Here is a 16135-nt window from a genome sequence, read left to right on the forward strand (position 1 = left end):
TAAAATCGTAAAACTGTTTAAATTTTTTAACCTTAATTAATGTAGAACTGAAGCGCATGAATCCTAACTACCTCGATTTTGAACAGCCCATCGCCGAGCTGGAGGCCAAAATCAATGAGTTACGCCATGTCGGTGCCAATAATGCGGATCTCAATCTGTCAGAAGAAATTGATAATCTGCAGGAGAAGAGCCGTAAGCTGACTCGCTCAATTTTCTCTGATTTGAGCGCATGGCAAGTGTCACAGCTCTCTCGTCACCCTCAGCGCCCGTATACTCTGGATTACATTGCGCTGGCGTTTGATGATTTTGATGAAGTGCATGGTGATCGGCATTTTGCCGATGATGCAGCTATTGTCAGTGGCATAGCGCGCCTTGATGGAGAACCTGTTGTCCTGATTGGCCATCAAAAAGGGCGCGACGTGAAGGAGAAAGTAAGGCGCAACTTTGGTATGCCGCGTCCAGAAGGCTACCGAAAAGCTCTGCGTGTCATGGAGATGGCCGAGCGCTTTAAGATGCCATTGTTTACCTTCATTGACACGCCGGGTGCTTATCCTGGTATCGATGCAGAAGAGCGTGGGCAGTCCGAAGCCATTGCATTTAACCTTGCACGTATGTCACGTCTTAATACACCCATCATCTCTACCGTTATTGGTGAGGGTGGTTCGGGTGGTGCATTGGCGATAGGTGTTTGCGATGAATTGTTGATGTTGCAATATGGCACTTATTCCGTTATTTCGCCTGAAGGCTGTGCTTCTATTCTTTGGAAAAGCGCAGAGCGTGCACCCGATGCCGCTAAAGCCATGGGGATTAACTCTGAACGCCTGCATGAGCTGGGCTTGGTTGACCAGATCATTCCCGAACCCTTAGGGGGAGCGCACCGAGATCCTGCCGAAATGGCCAAACGCGTAAAAGAAGCGTTGCAGTCTAGTTTGGCTAGACTTCGTTCATTGGATCAGGAGCAACTCCTAGAAAGACGTTATGCGCGTTTAATGTCCTATGGGGCTGATAAGCTCTGATTGTTAGGTTGTAGAGTATGAACCCAGTGGTGGCTTTGCAGGCGTTAGCCGGAGCACATCCTGATGTCAGGCGCTGGGTGATTGCGTACAGTGGCGGTTTAGACTCCGAAGTCTTGCTCAGTGCTGCCACTCAAGCATTTCCTGTTTCGTCGCTGCTTGCTATTCACGTGAATCATCAACTTCAAGATGGTGCGGTGGCTTGGTCCGAACATTGCCGACAGCGTTGTACTGAGCTGAATGTTGCCTTTGTCTGCGTAATCGTTTCACCTTTATCGTCATCAGAGCAAGATGCACGAAATGCCCGTTATCAAGCATTTGCAGATCATTTAGGTGAGGGTGATGCATTGCTTATGGCCCATCATGCCGATGATCAAGCCGAAACACTGATATATCGGTTAGTACGTGGGGCGGGTGTGCGTGGTTTGGCGGCGATCCCAGCGGAACGGCCTTTTTATTCAAGCAAAATACTAAGGCCTTTTTTATCAGTTTCGCGAAGAACACTTGAGGCTTGGGCGCATGAGCAGCACCTGAACTGGATCGAGGACCCATCGAACAAACAGGAGGACTATGCGCGGAATTATATTCGACTGCGCGTACTGCCCGAGTTGCAAACGCGTTGGCCTCAAGTGGTGGGACGACTTGCTAAAACAGCGAGTTATATGACCGAAGCAGACAAGGTTTTAGTTGAAGTGGCGCAACAGGATTTACACAGTTTGTTAAGCAAGTGTGAGTCGATAAGTGTTGCTCCCTTATTGCGCTTATCCATTCCGCGCCAGCACAACGTTTTGCGTTATTGGATTCACCAGCGGGGAGGGGAGTTGGATGAGTCAAGTCTTCAATCCATCCGAAAACAGTTGTTGTGCGAGCAGCCGTCCTCATCGGCGTCTGTTCAAGTTTCCAAAACACATCGAATTTGCGGCTATCGGCAGCATTTGTTTTATTTGCCCCTAACGTTACCGTCGATTGAGGTATTTGAGCGTCAATTGAATATGGTAGCAGGGACTTATACGCTAGAAACAGGTATTCTAACGATCGAAGGCGAATGCTTGGCAATCGGTTCGGTAACGCTCATCTACCGTCAAGGCGGTGAACGACTTCGGCCTCGTGGGCGAGGTGGATCGGTTAGCTTAAAGCAGCTGTTACAAGAAAAGGGCATTCCACCCTGGTGGAGAGAAAATTGGCCCGTATTGATGATGGGTGATACGCTAGTCGCTGTGCCAAGTGTCTGTTTTACAGATAATTGGCCAAATGAATGCAATCTTCGCGTGATATGGCATCCTTTTGGATTGTCTGAAGAGCCTTTTTTTGCTACTGTGTAATACCATCTTTACCCCTCCAAATATCATGATTTTTACAGGTTTTGCATGACGCGCTATATATTCGTCACCGGCGGTGTAGTGTCCTCTTTGGGCAAAGGTATTGCTTCAGCCTCACTGGCAGCCATTCTTGAAGCACGTGGCCTAAGGGTTACTATGTTAAAGCTCGATCCATATATCAATGTGGACCCGGGTACTATGAGCCCCTTTCAACACGGTGAGGTGTTCGTTACTGATGATGGCGCTGAAACAGACTTAGATCTGGGTCACTACGAGCGTTTTATTCGGACAACGATGACCCGCCGTAATAACTTCACAACAGGTCGTGTGTATCAGCATGTCCTGAAAAAAGAACGCCGTGGTGATTACCTTGGCGGGACTGTGCAGGTTATTCCTCACATCACAGATGAAATTAAACGTCGTGTTGTTGAAGGTGCAAGTGGCGCTGAAATCGCACTGGTTGAAATCGGCGGAACGGTTGGTGACATAGAGTCCTTGCCATTCCTTGAAGCGGTTCGACAGCTTAGAATCGAGGTGGGAGCCGCCAATGCGTTATTCATGCATTTGACGCTTGTTCCTTATATTGCGACAGCTGGAGAAACGAAAACCAAGCCGTCTCAGCACTCTGTGAAAGAGCTGCGTTCAATTGGTATTCAGCCGGATATTCTGGTTTGTCGTTCAGAGCAACCTTTGCCTGTGTCGGCAAGGCGTAAATTGGCGATGTTCACCAACGTTGAAGAGCGCGCGGTTGTTTCCTTGCCGGATGCAAAATCAATTTATGCCATCCCTCAGTTGTTGGCTGAGCAGGGTGTGGACGATATTGTGATTGATCGCTTCCGTCTCGACTGCCCACCTGCTGACTTGAGTGAGTGGGATCGTGTGTCTGACAGCTTCCTAAATCCGGATGGAGAAGTCACCATTGCGATGGTGGGCAAGTACATGGAGCTGTTAGATGCCTACAAGTCCCTGATCGAAGCCATTACACATGCAGGTATAGCACTGCGTCGTAAAGTTAAAATTGAATACATTGATTCTGAGCGTGTTGAACGTGAAGGTGTTGATATATTAAAAGGCGCGTCGGCTATTCTGGTTCCAGGTGGCTTTGGCGAGCGTGGCGTCGAAGGTAAAATTCTGGCGGCTCGCTATGCGCGAGAAAATAAAGTGCCTTATCTGGGGATTTGCCTTGGAATGCAGGTTGCTGTTATCGAGTTTGCTCGACATGTTGCAGGCCTAGAAGGCGCAAACTCAACAGAGTTCAATAAACAGTCGGCTCATCCAGTTGTAGGATTAATCACAGAGTGGGTTGATCTTGATGGTAATGTTGAGCAGAGAACCGCTGATACGGATCTCGGTGGAACCATGCGTCTAGGTGCGCAGGTTTGCCATTTGATTCCGGGCTCTAAATCGGCTGAAGTCTATGGCGCAACCGAAATTCGTGAGCGCCATCGTCATCGTTATGAGGTCAATAATCACTATGTTCCATTATTAGAAGCGGCTGGGCTAATAATTGCTGGGCGTTCTGCTGATGGTGAGCTAGTTGAAGTCGTTGAGGTGCCAGACCATCCGTGGTTTGTCGCGTGCCAGTTCCATCCGGAGTTTACTTCAACCCCGCGTTATGGGCATGGCTTGTTTACAGGATTTATTAAAGCCGCTCTGGAATACCAGTCGCAGGATTAATTTTCAGTTAAAACAAAAATCGGAGAATGATACATATGGCAAAGATTGCTGATATCAAAGCGCGTGAAGTGCTTGATTCGCGTGGCAACCCGACGGTAGAAGCAGATGTGATTTTAGCGTCTGGTGTTGTGGGAACTGCGTGTGCTCCCTCTGGAGCGTCGACCGGTTCACGCGAAGCGCTTGAGTTGCGTGATGGTGATAAGTCACGCTACATGGGCAAAGGTGTCTTAAAGGCAGTTGCTGCTGTGAATAACGCTATCCGTGATGCTTTGCTGGGAATGGATGCAACTGAACAGCGTGCCATCGACAACAAAATGCTTGAACTCGATGGTACGGACAATAAGTCTGTTTTGGGTGCAAATGCTATTCTGGCCGTTTCGTTGGCTGCAGCTAAAGCCGCCGCTGCAGAAAAAGGCATTCCTCTCTACGCACACATTGCAGAGATTAATGGCACACCAGGCCAGTTTTCCATGCCTGTCCCCATGATGAATATTCTCAATGGTGGCGAACATGCGGATAATAACGTCGATATTCAAGAGTTCATGGTTCAGCCAGTCAACTTTACGTCCTTTAGTGAAGGTCTGCGCTGCGGAACGGAAATTTTTCACTCATTAAAAGCCGTTCTTAAAAATCGTGGTTTGAGTACAGCGGTTGGCGATGAAGGCGGTTTTGCTCCAAACTTAGGCTCAAATGAAGAAGCCTTGGTTGTCATACGTGAAGCAATTGAAAAAGCTGGCTATGAGTTGGGTAAGGATGTCACACTTGCTCTGGATTGTGCGGCGTCCGAATTTTATAAAGCGGGTCAGTACGATTTATCAGGCGAAGGCAAAGTCTTTGACTCATCTGCCTTTGCTGATTACCTTAAGTCTTTATCCGAAAAATATCCAATAGTATCAATCGAAGATGGTATGGATGAGTCGGATTGGGCGGGTTGGGCTGATTTAACCCGTAAAATTGGCGATAAAGTACAGCTCGTTGGCGATGATCTATTTGTGACCAATACCAAGATTCTCGCTGAAGGGATCGAAAAAGGCATTGCGAACTCAATTCTTATTAAGTTCAATCAGATCGGTACATTGTCTGAAACCCTAGACGCAATACGTATGGCAAAAGCGGCGGGCTTTACAGCCGTTATTTCGCATCGTTCTGGTGAAACGGAAGACACGACCATTGCTGATCTTGCGGTGGGTACGGCAGCAGGACAGATTAAAACTGGCTCATTGTGCCGTTCTGACCGTGTGGCTAAGTATAACCGTTTGTTGCGTATTGAAGCTGAATTAGGTGATAAGGCTGTTTACAATGGCTTGGCCGAGATTAAAGGACAAGCTTGATTTATCCTAGGATGAACCAAAAAGGGAAGGGGGCTTAGCCCCCTTTTCTGTGGTTATTGAAAGAGACTGAGGTCATTAGTGTTTCGTTGGCTCTTAATAATACTGGTGTTGATGCTAGCAGGATTGCAGTACCGCTTGTGGCTCGGAGATCCCAATCTGCGTCAGGTGTGGTATCTTGAGGAGCAAATACAGAAACAAAAACGTGAAAATCAGCAGTTGACTGAGCGTAACCACCGGCTAGAAGCAGAGGTTGCCGATCTTAAGTCAGGCTTGCGTGCGATTGAAGAGCGTGCAAGAAGCGAAATGGGATTGATCAAAGAGGGTGAAACCTTTTTTCAGTTAATTGAACCTCGTCCAGAACAGGTACGCAAGCGATGAGCCTTCTCCCACAGTTATTATCCAGATCTGAAGCTTGGTTGTGGGGGAAACCCATTTCCGCTGCACGAATTCGAGAACAGCCCAGTGATTTTTGTGTTGAGGAAATACTAGGGTTTGAGCCTGATGGGGAAGGAGAACATGTGTTTGTTCTTATTCAGAAAACAGGTGAAAATACGGAATGGGTCGCAAGACAGTTGGCAAAGTTCACAGGGACGAACCCTCGCGACATAGGGTATGCGGGTAAAAAAGACCGACATGCGATTACACAGCAGTGGTTTAGTTTTAAGCATCCTATTAAAGCGCCGCCCATTCGGTGGTCGTTATTCGAAACATCAACCATTAAAGTGCTTCAGCATACCCGACACGGTCGAAAACTGAAAACAGGTGTTTTGCAAGGCAATCGCTTTGAATTGTTGTTGCGCAATGTAACCGAGCCTCTTGCTTTAGTTGAGCGTTTCAAAGCCATACAGAAGGCTGGTGTCCCTAATTACTTTGGTGAACAGCGTTTTGGTCAAGCCTATGGCAATATTACCCAAGGTGAGGCGTTGCTGGCGGGTGTGTTAAAAGAACGGCAAAGCCATAAGCGTGGTTTGTATATTTCGGCTTTACGCTCTGCGCTTTTTAACCAAATTGTATCTGAACGTATCCTGCAGCATCGCTGGGAAACGGTACAGATTGGTGATGTGCTCATGTTACCTAGCAGTCAAAGTTGCTTTGTGGTCGAGCAAGGGATGTCAGATATGGCCGCTCGTTTAGCAGCCGGAGAGTTGAGTCATACGGCGCCAATGTGGGGTGCTGGGGAACTCATGACACAAGGCGTAGCTGCTGATTTCGAGAAGTCCATCGTGAGTGAATGGCAAGCATGGGCCGATGCGCTTGAGACGTTAGGTCTGCGTCAAGAAAGACGGCGTGCACGATTAATGCCTGAATTTGCTGAACTTAATCAGGTTACAGAGAGTCAGTTCCGTGTTACCTTTTCGTTGCCAGCCGGCTCATTTGCAACCAGCGTGCTGAGAGAGTTGTGCCTGGTAGAGAATAGCCAGCAGGTAGAACTGGCAGAATAATAAATGACTTAAGTGTATACAGCGGATGTGCTTGATTGCACACATGAGAGAAGTGATGAGAATATTGGTCTCAAACGATGATGGAGTTTATGCTCCAGGGTTGGCATCCTTGGCGAGAGCCTTAGCAAGGGATGCGGATATATGTGTGGTTGCGCCCGATCGAAATCGAAGCGGTGCCAGTAACTCCTTAACCCTTGACCGCCCATTAGAAGCCTATCAGCACTCCAGTGGGTTTTTTAGTATTAATGGAACTCCGACCGATTGCGTTCATTTAGGACGGTCGGGTTTGTTTCAAGAAGGCTTTATACCCGATATTGTGGTGTCAGGTATTAATGCAGGTGCTAACTTAGGCGATGATGTTTTGTATTCGGGCACCGTTGCTGCTGCAACGGAAGGTCGAACGTGTCGCTTACCACCGATTGCCGTGTCTATGGATAGTTTTCATCCAAAACATTATGATACCGCTGCGGAAATTGTTCGTAATTTAGTGCAGAAATTAGACAGGTTAGTTGTTGCACCAAGAACTGTTCTTAATATTAATGTTCCAGATGTTCCCATAGATCAAATTAAAGGGATTCACGTTACTCGATTAGGGCACCGATTAGCAGCTGATTTGCCAGTCGAAACCTTCGATCCTAGAGGGCGAGTGAGGTATTGGATTGCAGGAGCGGGTGCTGCAGCTGATCGTGAACCCGGAACGGATTTTTATGCAGTAGAACAGGGGTATGTTTCAATTACACCTGTGCAGATAGACATGACGCATTATTCGGGTATGGATAATCTGGCGTGTTGGCTTGAGGACCTTGTGTGACCGATTTAGATCTTCAGGGGATTGGAATGACATCACGAAGAACGCGAGAGCGGATGATTGCTCGTCTTCGTGAACAGGGCATCAAAGACGAGCGTGTGCTGGAGGTTCTTTTGGCCACACCTCGTCATTTATTTCTTGATGAAGCGTTAGCGCATCGTGCGTACGAAGATACCGCGCTCCCCATTGGCTTTAATCAAACAATCTCCCAGCCGTATATTGTTGCGCGTATGACCGAAATACTGTTGGCTGCAGGCCCGCTAAAAAAAGTGTTGGAGGTTGGAACTGGCTCTGGATATCAGACAGCTGTTTTAGCCAGTCTCGTGCACCAAGTGTGTAGTGTCGAACGCATTCGCCCTTTACAGGATCGTGCGCGTCAAAAACTGCAAAGGCTTAAGATATTTAATGTCATGATGCGCCATTCCGATGGTGGCATGGGGTGGCCTGAACAGGGGCCATTTGATGGTATTTTGGTAACGGCAGCACCCGAAGAAGTACCTGAAGAGTTATTAGAACAGTTAGCGATAGACGGTAGGCTGGTGATTCCTGTGGGTGGTAATCGACAGCAGTTGAAACTTGTTATACGCAAAGAAGCGCGTGTATTTGAAACACGTGTGCTTGAAGATGTTAACTTTGTGCCGCTGTTAAGTGGAACAATACGCTGACTAGGAAGTAGGTTTATGCAGCGAACAATAGCCGATTATTTGGCATTGGTAGGAAAAGGAATGTTGATGGGAGCCGCTGATGCTGTTCCTGGAGTGTCCGGTGGAACGGTAGCGTTTATCACAGGTATTTATGAAGAACTCATTGAAAGCATCCGCCGATTTAATCTTCAAGCGCTGTCCCTATTATTTAAAGAAGGGCCTGTGGCTGTTTGGCGTTATGTGAATGGCTCTTTTTTGATAACCCTTATTTTTGGGATTGTCCTAAGCCTGCTTACACTGGCAAGGATTGTTTTATATCTACTTGAGGAGCATCCTGTCTTACTTTGGTCATTTTTCTTTGGCTTAATACTCGCATCCACTTGGAGTGTTATTCGCCATACGAATAAATTGGATTTTCGAGTTGTCGGTATTTTTCTGCTAGGTGTTTGTATCGCTTATGTGGTGACCTCAATGTCACCTAGCCAAGTGACACCGAGTGTTTGGTTGGTGTTTTTTTCAGGAATGATTGCGATTTGCGCGATGATATTGCCGGGTATCTCCGGAAGTTTTATTTTGTTGTTAATGGGGATGTATGCGCCTGTTTTAACAGCGGTTAAAGACTTTCAGCTTGGCTTTATAGGCTTGTTTTTAGCGGGCTGTGTGGTGGGCATTATGAGCTTTTCTCGAGTTTTAAGCTGGGCATTCCACCATCATAAAGTCGCAACCCTGTCACTTCTGGGTGGATTCATGTTGGGGTCATTAAACAAAGTATGGCCTTGGAAATATACGCTCTCATATAGTATAAATCGGCATGGGGAAGAAGTTCCTTTACTGCAAAGGAATGTGCTACCGGAGACGTTTTTTGAAATGACTGGGCAAGACCCTTATACATTAGGTGCGCTTGCTTTAATGATACTCGGTATTGGCTTAGTGGTTCTGCTGGATCGTCGCTGAATCTTAATGGAGCAACTGTGGGAAAACGCTTAGGTGCATTATCATTTGTTCTAATGTTCGCTCTTTTGGCAGGCTGTGGAAGAGGGTTTGCACCTGTTACCGATCAGTCTTTAGGTGCGAGAGGTGCTGCAAATACACAAACATCATCGCGTCCAGCTCCCTTAGCGAACCCTGGAACCTATACGGTCAAGCAAGGGGATACCCTTTACTCTATCTCTTGGCGGTATGGGCTGGATTATCGAGAGGTTGCGCGTTGGAATTCAATTGATCAACGCTACCGTATTTATCCAGGCCAAGTGCTAAGGTTGACCAACACGGGATCATCGACCACGCAAGTAGCGGCATCAGCGCCAGCTCGTCAGGCTGCTCCTGTTGCATCAACAGCGTCTAGGCCTGCAGCGCCTGCAACGCAAACGTCGAGTGGCAGTGCTTCTCCCCGTCCTGCCTCGGCGCAGCAACCCCCCGTACAAACACCCCCATCAGCACCGCCACCTCAAACAACGGCTAGCACGGCGACATCAACGACGGCCGCGTCAAGTGCATCGGCTGCGACATCCACAGCGGGGGGCGTCCGGTGGCAGTGGCCTGCATCGGGAAATATTATCCGGCGTTTCTCTGATCGAGAGGGAGGCAACAAGGGGGTCGATATTGATGGTAAGATGGGTGACCCAATCCTTGCGGCGGCAGATGGTCGAGTTGTGTATGCGGGTAGTGGTTTGCTTGGCTATGGAAACTTAGTGATCATTAATCATAATCAACAGTTTCTTAGCGCATATGCGCATAACAGTCGCATTCTAGTGAGTGAAAATGATACTGTAAAAGCTGGAAGTAAAATAGCCGAGATGGGGAATTCGGGCACTGACCGTGTTCAGCTACACTTTGAGATCCGTCGAGACGGTAAACCCGTAGATCCATTAACCTATCTGCCAAGACGATAACAATAACAACACAATAATGATAAACAGGTATACCCTGATTGCTGGCTTAGTAAGGATTAAAACATGGTTTCGATGAATGATAGCGATAAGTTCGATGAAGAGTTTATTTTGGATGCGGATCTAGAAGATAGTGACTCTGATGATGATCTTGATCTAGATTCCAGTGACGATGGTAGCGACTTTATCGATAGCGGACGAGGACGAGGTACTAAGGCGCATGAGGATCTGATGAGTGCGCGAAGTCTAGATGCAACTCAAATGTACCTAAATGAAATTGGATTTTCGCCCTTACTATCGGCTGAAGAAGAGGTGCACTTTTCAAGATTAGCCTTAAAGGGTGATGATGCAGCACGCAAACGCATGATTGAAAGCAACTTACGTTTAGTTGTTAAAATTGCCCGTCGTTACATTAACCGTGGATTAACATTGCTGGATCTTATTGAGGAAGGTAACCTAGGACTGATTCGAGCCGTCGAAAAGTTTGATCCTGAGCGAGGTTTTCGCTTTTCAACCTATGCAACTTGGTGGATTCGTCAAACCATCGAGCGTGCAATTATGAACCAAACGCGCACTATTCGTCTCCCTATTCATGTTGTTAAAGAGCTCAACCTTTATCTTAGAGCCTCTCGTCAGTTGGCTCAAAAATTAGATCATGAACCCACCTCTGAAGAAATCGCGGCGTTGGTCGACCGTCCTGTTGAAAGTGTTGAGCGTATGCTTGGTTTGAATGAGCGGGTGACCTCTGTGGATACGCCAGCTGGAGGAGGAAGTGATAAGCCGCTGCTGGATACGATCGCAGACGTCGACTCTGCTGACCCCGAAGTTTTACTCCAAACGAATAACATCAGTGGTAACCTAAACCGTTGGTTAGATATGTTACCGACTAAGCATTCAGAGGTGTTATCAAGACGTTTTGGTTTGCGTGGATATGAAATCAGCACTCTTGAAGAGGTGGGTAATGAAATTGGCCTAACGCGCGAACGTGTTAGGCAAATTCAAGTTGAAGGGCTGCGCAAGCTTAGAGATATTGTCGAGAAAAATGGCCTTACCGAAGAAGATTTGCTCCAGTAAGCATCCTATTCAACTGACTCAGATAGCTTAGATGCATTCTGAGTCAGTTGTCGTGTTTTAACACAATTTCTTTAGCTCGTTTAACAGCACTAATGCCTCAATCGGTGTCAGATTGTTAGGGTTTATTTCGGCTAATTTTTCCTCAACTTGGCTCTTGGTTGAAAATAAATCAACTTGGCAGGGCTCATGAACCTTAGTGCTCGTCTGCGGCGCAGCTTGGTGAGACTTGGATTCAATTTCAAGTTGATGAAGCTTTAATCGTGCAGACTCAATAACACTGGTCGGTACCCCTGCAAGCTGTGCGACTTGTAAACCGTAGCTTTGACTGGCAGCACCCTCTTTGACTTCATGCATAAACACGATGCGGTCTTGATGTTCGATCGCAGTTAAGTGAATGTTAGCAACTCCAGAAAGCTGCTCTGCCAGTAATGTCAATTCAAAGTAGTGAGTGGCAAATAGCACGAAGGCTTTGGTCCTGTAGGCCAAGTATTCTGCACAAGACCACGCCAACGAGAGCCCATCAAACGTGCTTGTTCCTCTCCCAACTTCGTCCATCAAGACCAGACTGCGTGCTGTCGCATTATGTAAAATATTCGCCGTTTCATTCATCTCGACCATGAAGGTTGAACGTCCCCCTGCTAAGTCATCTGACGACCCCATCCGGGTGAAAATACGATCGACTAAGCCTATCTCTGCTGAGTGAGCGGGTACATAGCTGCCAATATGCGCCATTAATACAATTAAGGCTGTTTGGCGCATATAGGTAGATTTACCGCCCATGTTAGGGCCTGTGATAATCAACATGTGACGTGTGTCATGAAGATTGATTGAGTTAGCGACAAAAGGAGACGACGTCGTTGATTCCACCACTGGGTGACGGCCTTCTGAAATGGATAGGATACGATCTTCCGAAAGCTGCGGCGCAACATAATTAAGATGATAGGCTCTATCGGCCAGGCTGTTCAATAAGTCCAGCTCTGCTAACGCTGAAGCGGAAAGTTGCAGAGGGCCTAGCTGCTGTTGCAAAAGGGTCAGTAGCCCCTCGTAGAGCTCTTTCTCGCGCGCCAATGCTCTCCCTTTGGCGCTCAGCGCTTTGTCCTCAAAGGCTTTGAGTTCTGGGGTAATGTAGCGCTCTGCGTTTTTTAATGTTTGGCGGCGAATGTAATCGGCAGGTACTTGAGTGGCTTGATTCCGACTGAGCTCAATGTAGTAGCCATGCACACGGTTATACCCGACCTTTAAGGTTGCAAGTCCTGTGCGCTCCCGCTCCCGCTGCTCCAGTTCAAGCAAATACCCGCCTGCATTTTCACTTAATGCACGCAGTTCATCGAGTTCTGCATCATAGCCCTCGGCAATGACGCCGCCATCTCTAATGACAACGGGAGGAGCGTCGGTCACCGCTTGTGAGAGTAGCGTCGCTAGATCAGGAAAATCACTGATTTGTTCAGCTAAATCTTGCAATAAGGGGGCGTCTGTATTTTGTAGAAGCCGCTGTACGAGGGGTAAAGCTTGAAGACTGTGTCTAAGTCTTTCTAGATCTCTGGGTCGTGCTGAACCTAGAGCCACCCGAGATAAAATGCGTTCTGTATCGCCGATAGGCTTAAGCGCTTCAGAGATCGCTTCAAAATGTAAATCCTCCAAGCACCATCTAATGGCATCTTGACGTGACTTTAATCTTGCCAAATCACGCAGAGGGCGATGTAACCATCGCTTTAGCAAACGACTGCCCATTGCCGTGCAAGTAGTGTCGAGCACAGCTGCAAGTGTGTTTTCGCGTCCACCCTGTAGATTTTGATCCAATTCGAGGTTCTTACGCGTGGCGCCATCAAGTTGGACGGCTTCGTTGCGCTGCTCAATTTGTATTCTGCGAATATGAGGAAGTTGGCTGCGTTGAGTGTCACGTGCATACTGTAATAAACAGCCTGCCGCCGCGATACCCGCATGCATATCTTGGCAACCAAATCCGCTTAAATCTTTAACTTTAAATTGATCGCATAGAAGTTTTTGGCAAGTTTCGTTATCGAAGTACCAAGGTGGTTGAATTCTGACCCCTTTTCGGCTTTGGATTAAAGGAAAGATGGAGGGACTATCGCTGCACAGTAGTTCGGCGGGCTGAAGTCGTTCAATTTCACTGAGCAGACCTTCCTCACTATCGAGCTCAAGTAAACTAAAGCGTCCAGAGCTAAGATCCAGCAACGCAATCCCGTAGCGTGTGTTTTGAAAGTACGCAGCGACCAAAAGATTGTCACGGGACTCATCCAGAAAAGCCTCATCCGTAAGTGTACCCGGTGTAACAATGCGAGCGACTTGGCGGTCGACAGGGCCTTTGCTGGTGGCGGGATCACCGACTTGTTCACAAATAACAACCGATTCACCTTGGCGGACAAGTCTGGCAATATATCCCTCAGCCGCATGATACGGAACTCCGGCCATAGGGATAGGTTGGCCGTCCGATTTCCCTCTTGCCGTTAACGAGATATCGAGCAAAGCAGAGGCGCGTTTGGCATCATCGTAAAAGAGTTCATAAAAATCACCCATACGATAAAACAGTATTTGATGAGGGTGTTCTGCTTTTATGCGCAGATACTGCTTCATCATAGGGGTATGATTATCGGAAATGCTGGCTGGGAGTGAAGAAGTCATTGTGCCCTTAAAGGTTGAAAAATCAAAAGTCGTCTGTAACTGAGTTAAGCCTCTATTCTAAGATAAAAGTTCAACAGAGCGTATAGGAGAAAAATCCGATGCATATAAAAAAACTCGCTGCCGAGGTTGGAGAGTTGCTTCGTGAGTATCAGGCGCATGTTTCCACAGCTGAGTCTTGCACGGGTGGAGGGATCGCTCAGGCAATTACATCGACTCCGGGTTCTTCTGCTTGGTATGAATACGGTTTTGTCACCTATTCAAATACGGCTAAAACCCAGCTTTTAGGGGTAAATGATGCATTAATTCAAGCAAAAGGCGCCGTGAGTGAAGATGTCGTTAAAGCGATGGCGGAGGGGGCCTTGCAGAAAAGTGGTGCTGATATTTCTGTGGCCGTCAGTGGTGTTGCTGGACCGGATGGTGGAACACCTATGAAACCAGTAGGTACAGTATGGTTGGCTTGGGCGATGAAAGGGCAGCCAACGAGAACCTGCCTGAGTTTTTTTCAAGGGGATCGTGATAGTATCCGTGAGCAAACAGTTATTCAGGCACTTGAAGGAATTCTTGCTTATTTGCCGCGATGACTTGCAATCTTGAAAAGTTATGAAATAATACTGTTCAGATATACAGTATTTTAGATTAAGCATCCTTACATGAGGTTCGCAATGGACGAAAATAGAAAGAAAGCCCTTGATGTCGCACTGTCTCAAATTGAACGTCAGTTCGGAAAAGGGGCGGTGATGCGTATGGGTGATCAGCCAAGAGAAGTGATCCCCAGTGTTTCAACGGGATCATTAGGGTTGGATATCGCATTAGGACTAGGAGGTCTGCCTTATGGACGTATCGTTGAAATTTACGGTCCTGAGTCGTCAGGTAAAACAACGCTAACGTTACAGGTTATTGCTGAAGCACAAAAGCAGGGTAAAACCTGTGCCTTCGTAGATGCTGAACATGCATTGGATCCTATTTATGCCGAAAAATTAGGAGTTGATGTTGACTCACTGCTGGTCTCTCAACCGGATACAGGTGAGCAAGCATTAGAAATCACCGACATGTTGGTACGTTCAAATGCTGTTGATGTCATTGTCGTTGACTCGGTCGCAGCCTTAACGCCAAAAGCTGAAATTGAAGGCGAAATGGGTGACTCCCACATGGGCTTGCAGGCACGATTGATGTCACAAGCATTGCGTAAGCTCACGGGGAGTGTAAAAAACGCGAATACTTTATTGATTTTCATCAACCAGATTCGTATGAAAATTGGTGTTATGTTTGGTAGCCCTGAAACGACAACTGGCGGTAATGCGTTGAAGTTTTATGCATCTGTTCGTTTGGATATTCGTCGTATAGGCTCAGTGAAGCAAGGCGAGGAAGTCGTGGGCAGTGAAACGCGCGTTAAGGTTGTGAAAAACAAAGTTTCACCTCCTTTTAAACAAGCTGAATTCCAAATCATGTATGGCAGTGGAATCTACCATATGGGTGAAGTTATTGATTTGGGTGTTAAAGAAAAACTGATTGATAAAGCGGGTGCTTGGTACGCTTATAAGGGCGATAAAATAGGACAGGGTAAAGCCAATGCGGCTCGTTATCTCGAAGAGCATCCTGAAATAGCAGCTGAGGTTGAAGCTGAAATACGCCGTCGTTTGCTCACTGGATCAGATGTCAAACAGTCAGACATGGATACCGAAACAGAAGCGGATTTAGATTCTTAATCTCATACGCTAGAACGCATGTCAGCTCTAGCGTTGATTGCGTCACACCTCTAAGACAGGAGGCAGGATATGTCCTCGGAACTCAACGCACAGGAATTGCGTTACAAAATTATTAGCTTGCTGGCTCGCCGTGAGTATTCACGTGCCGAGTTGAGCAAGCGTCTTCAATCGCAAACCTCCGATATTTATGTATTACATTCTGTGTTGGATCAATTAGCCGAAGATGGCTATCAAAGCGACTACCGCTTTACCGAAATGTTTATCCGAAACCGATTGGGTCAATGTTACGGTGAAGCACGCATACGCTACGAGCTTCGTCAAAAAGGAATTGAGGAGGAGTTGGTTGATACGATTCTAGGTGAGTTTGACCCCGATTGGTTTGAACTTGCAAAAACTTTAGCGAATAAACGGTTTACACTTACCGAAAATCCACCCGCTAAAGACTACGCTAAATGTATGAGGTATCTTTTAAATCATGGGTTTAGTTACGATCAGGCGCGGGAAAGTTTAAAACGTCAAGTAATTGACTAGGCTTTTTAAAATTTATCGTACATTTTAGAAGGATTCGATATAATATCGGGTCTTTTTG

At 47.0% G+C, this 16135-nt stretch carries 15 protein-coding genes; 14 read left to right on the forward strand and 1 reads right to left on the reverse strand.

Annotation, left to right across the window (positions count from 1 at the left end; genetic code table 11):
* Positions 1-56: 56 nt before the first annotated feature.
* From accA to rpoS, 11 genes are all read left to right on the forward strand, one after another.
* Positions 57-1016, forward strand: coding sequence for an acetyl-CoA carboxylase carboxyl transferase subunit alpha (gene accA, locus F5971_RS14465; protein WP_036508298.1), 960 nt, complete (start codon positions 57-59; stop codon positions 1014-1016).
* A gap of 17 nt (positions 1017-1033) precedes the next feature.
* Positions 1034-2335, forward strand: a complete 1302-nt coding sequence (gene tilS, locus F5971_RS14470; protein WP_193495642.1) for a tRNA lysidine(34) synthetase TilS — start codon at positions 1034-1036, stop codon at positions 2333-2335.
* Positions 2336-2380: 45 nt separating this feature from the next.
* A complete protein-coding gene (gene pyrG, locus F5971_RS14475) occupies positions 2381-4009 on the forward strand; it encodes a CTP synthase (protein WP_036508300.1) in 1629 nt (542 codons plus the stop codon).
* Positions 4010-4044: 35 nt separating this feature from the next.
* The gene (gene eno, locus F5971_RS14480) at positions 4045-5340 is read left to right on the forward strand and encodes a phosphopyruvate hydratase (RefSeq protein ID WP_036508303.1); all 1296 of its coding nucleotides are present in this window, start codon (positions 4045-4047) and stop codon (positions 5338-5340) included.
* Between the two features lie 78 nt (positions 5341-5418).
* A complete protein-coding gene (ftsB, locus tag F5971_RS14485; protein WP_036508306.1) occupies positions 5419-5718 on the forward strand; it encodes a cell division protein FtsB in 300 nt (99 codons plus the stop codon).
* Entirely contained in the window at positions 5715-6782 is a 1068-nt protein-coding gene (truD, locus tag F5971_RS14490; RefSeq protein WP_193495645.1) for a tRNA pseudouridine(13) synthase TruD, read from the forward strand. The genes ftsB and truD overlap by 4 nt, the downstream gene beginning before the upstream one ends.
* Positions 6783-6837: 55 nt before the next feature.
* The gene (gene surE, locus F5971_RS14495; protein WP_036508311.1) at positions 6838-7593 is read left to right on the forward strand and encodes a 5'/3'-nucleotidase SurE; all 756 of its coding nucleotides are present in this window, start codon (positions 6838-6840) and stop codon (positions 7591-7593) included.
* A 26-nt stretch (positions 7594-7619) separates the two neighbouring features.
* Positions 7620-8255: a protein-L-isoaspartate(D-aspartate) O-methyltransferase gene (locus F5971_RS14500; protein ID WP_081763740.1), complete on the forward strand. Its 636-nt coding sequence runs from the start codon at positions 7620-7622 to the stop codon at positions 8253-8255.
* A gap of 15 nt (positions 8256-8270) precedes the next feature.
* Positions 8271-9188 (forward strand): polyprenyl-phosphate transporter, encoded by a 918-nt coding sequence (locus F5971_RS14505; RefSeq protein WP_036508317.1) that lies wholly within the window; start codon positions 8271-8273, stop codon positions 9186-9188.
* Positions 9189-9205: 17 nt separating this feature from the next.
* Entirely contained in the window at positions 9206-10126 is a 921-nt protein-coding gene (locus tag F5971_RS14510) for a peptidoglycan DD-metalloendopeptidase family protein (RefSeq protein ID WP_193495647.1), read from the forward strand.
* A 72-nt stretch (positions 10127-10198) separates the two neighbouring features.
* Positions 10199-11197 (forward strand): RNA polymerase sigma factor RpoS, encoded by a 999-nt coding sequence (rpoS, locus tag F5971_RS14515; protein WP_036508669.1) that lies wholly within the window; start codon positions 10199-10201, stop codon positions 11195-11197.
* A gap of 57 nt (positions 11198-11254) precedes the next feature.
* On the opposite strand, the gene mutS is transcribed toward rpoS, so the two are convergent.
* Positions 11255-13840, reverse strand: a complete 2586-nt coding sequence (gene mutS, locus F5971_RS14520; protein ID WP_193495649.1) for a DNA mismatch repair protein MutS — start codon at positions 13838-13840, stop codon at positions 11255-11257.
* A 98-nt stretch (positions 13841-13938) separates the two neighbouring features.
* Here mutS and F5971_RS14525 point away from each other — a divergent pair, with 98 nt between their 5' ends.
* The 3 genes from F5971_RS14525 (at position 13939) to F5971_RS14535 (ending at position 16077) form a co-directional block, all read left to right on the forward strand.
* Positions 13939-14421, forward strand: a complete 483-nt coding sequence (locus tag F5971_RS14525; RefSeq protein ID WP_036508325.1) for a CinA family protein — start codon at positions 13939-13941, stop codon at positions 14419-14421.
* An 81-nt stretch (positions 14422-14502) separates the two neighbouring features.
* Positions 14503-15546 carry a recombinase RecA gene (gene recA, locus F5971_RS14530; RefSeq protein ID WP_036508328.1) on the forward strand — a complete coding sequence of 348 codons (1044 nt, stop codon included), beginning with the start codon at positions 14503-14505 and terminating at the stop codon, positions 15544-15546.
* Between the two features lie 69 nt (positions 15547-15615).
* A complete protein-coding gene (locus F5971_RS14535) occupies positions 15616-16077 on the forward strand; it encodes a regulatory protein RecX (RefSeq protein WP_193495651.1) in 462 nt (153 codons plus the stop codon).
* The last annotated feature ends 58 nt before the right edge of the window (positions 16078-16135 follow it).

The organism is Nitrincola alkalisediminis (assembly GCF_009821115.1).
GTDB classification, from domain to species: Bacteria; Pseudomonadota; Gammaproteobacteria; order Pseudomonadales; family Balneatricaceae; genus Nitrincola; species Nitrincola alkalisediminis.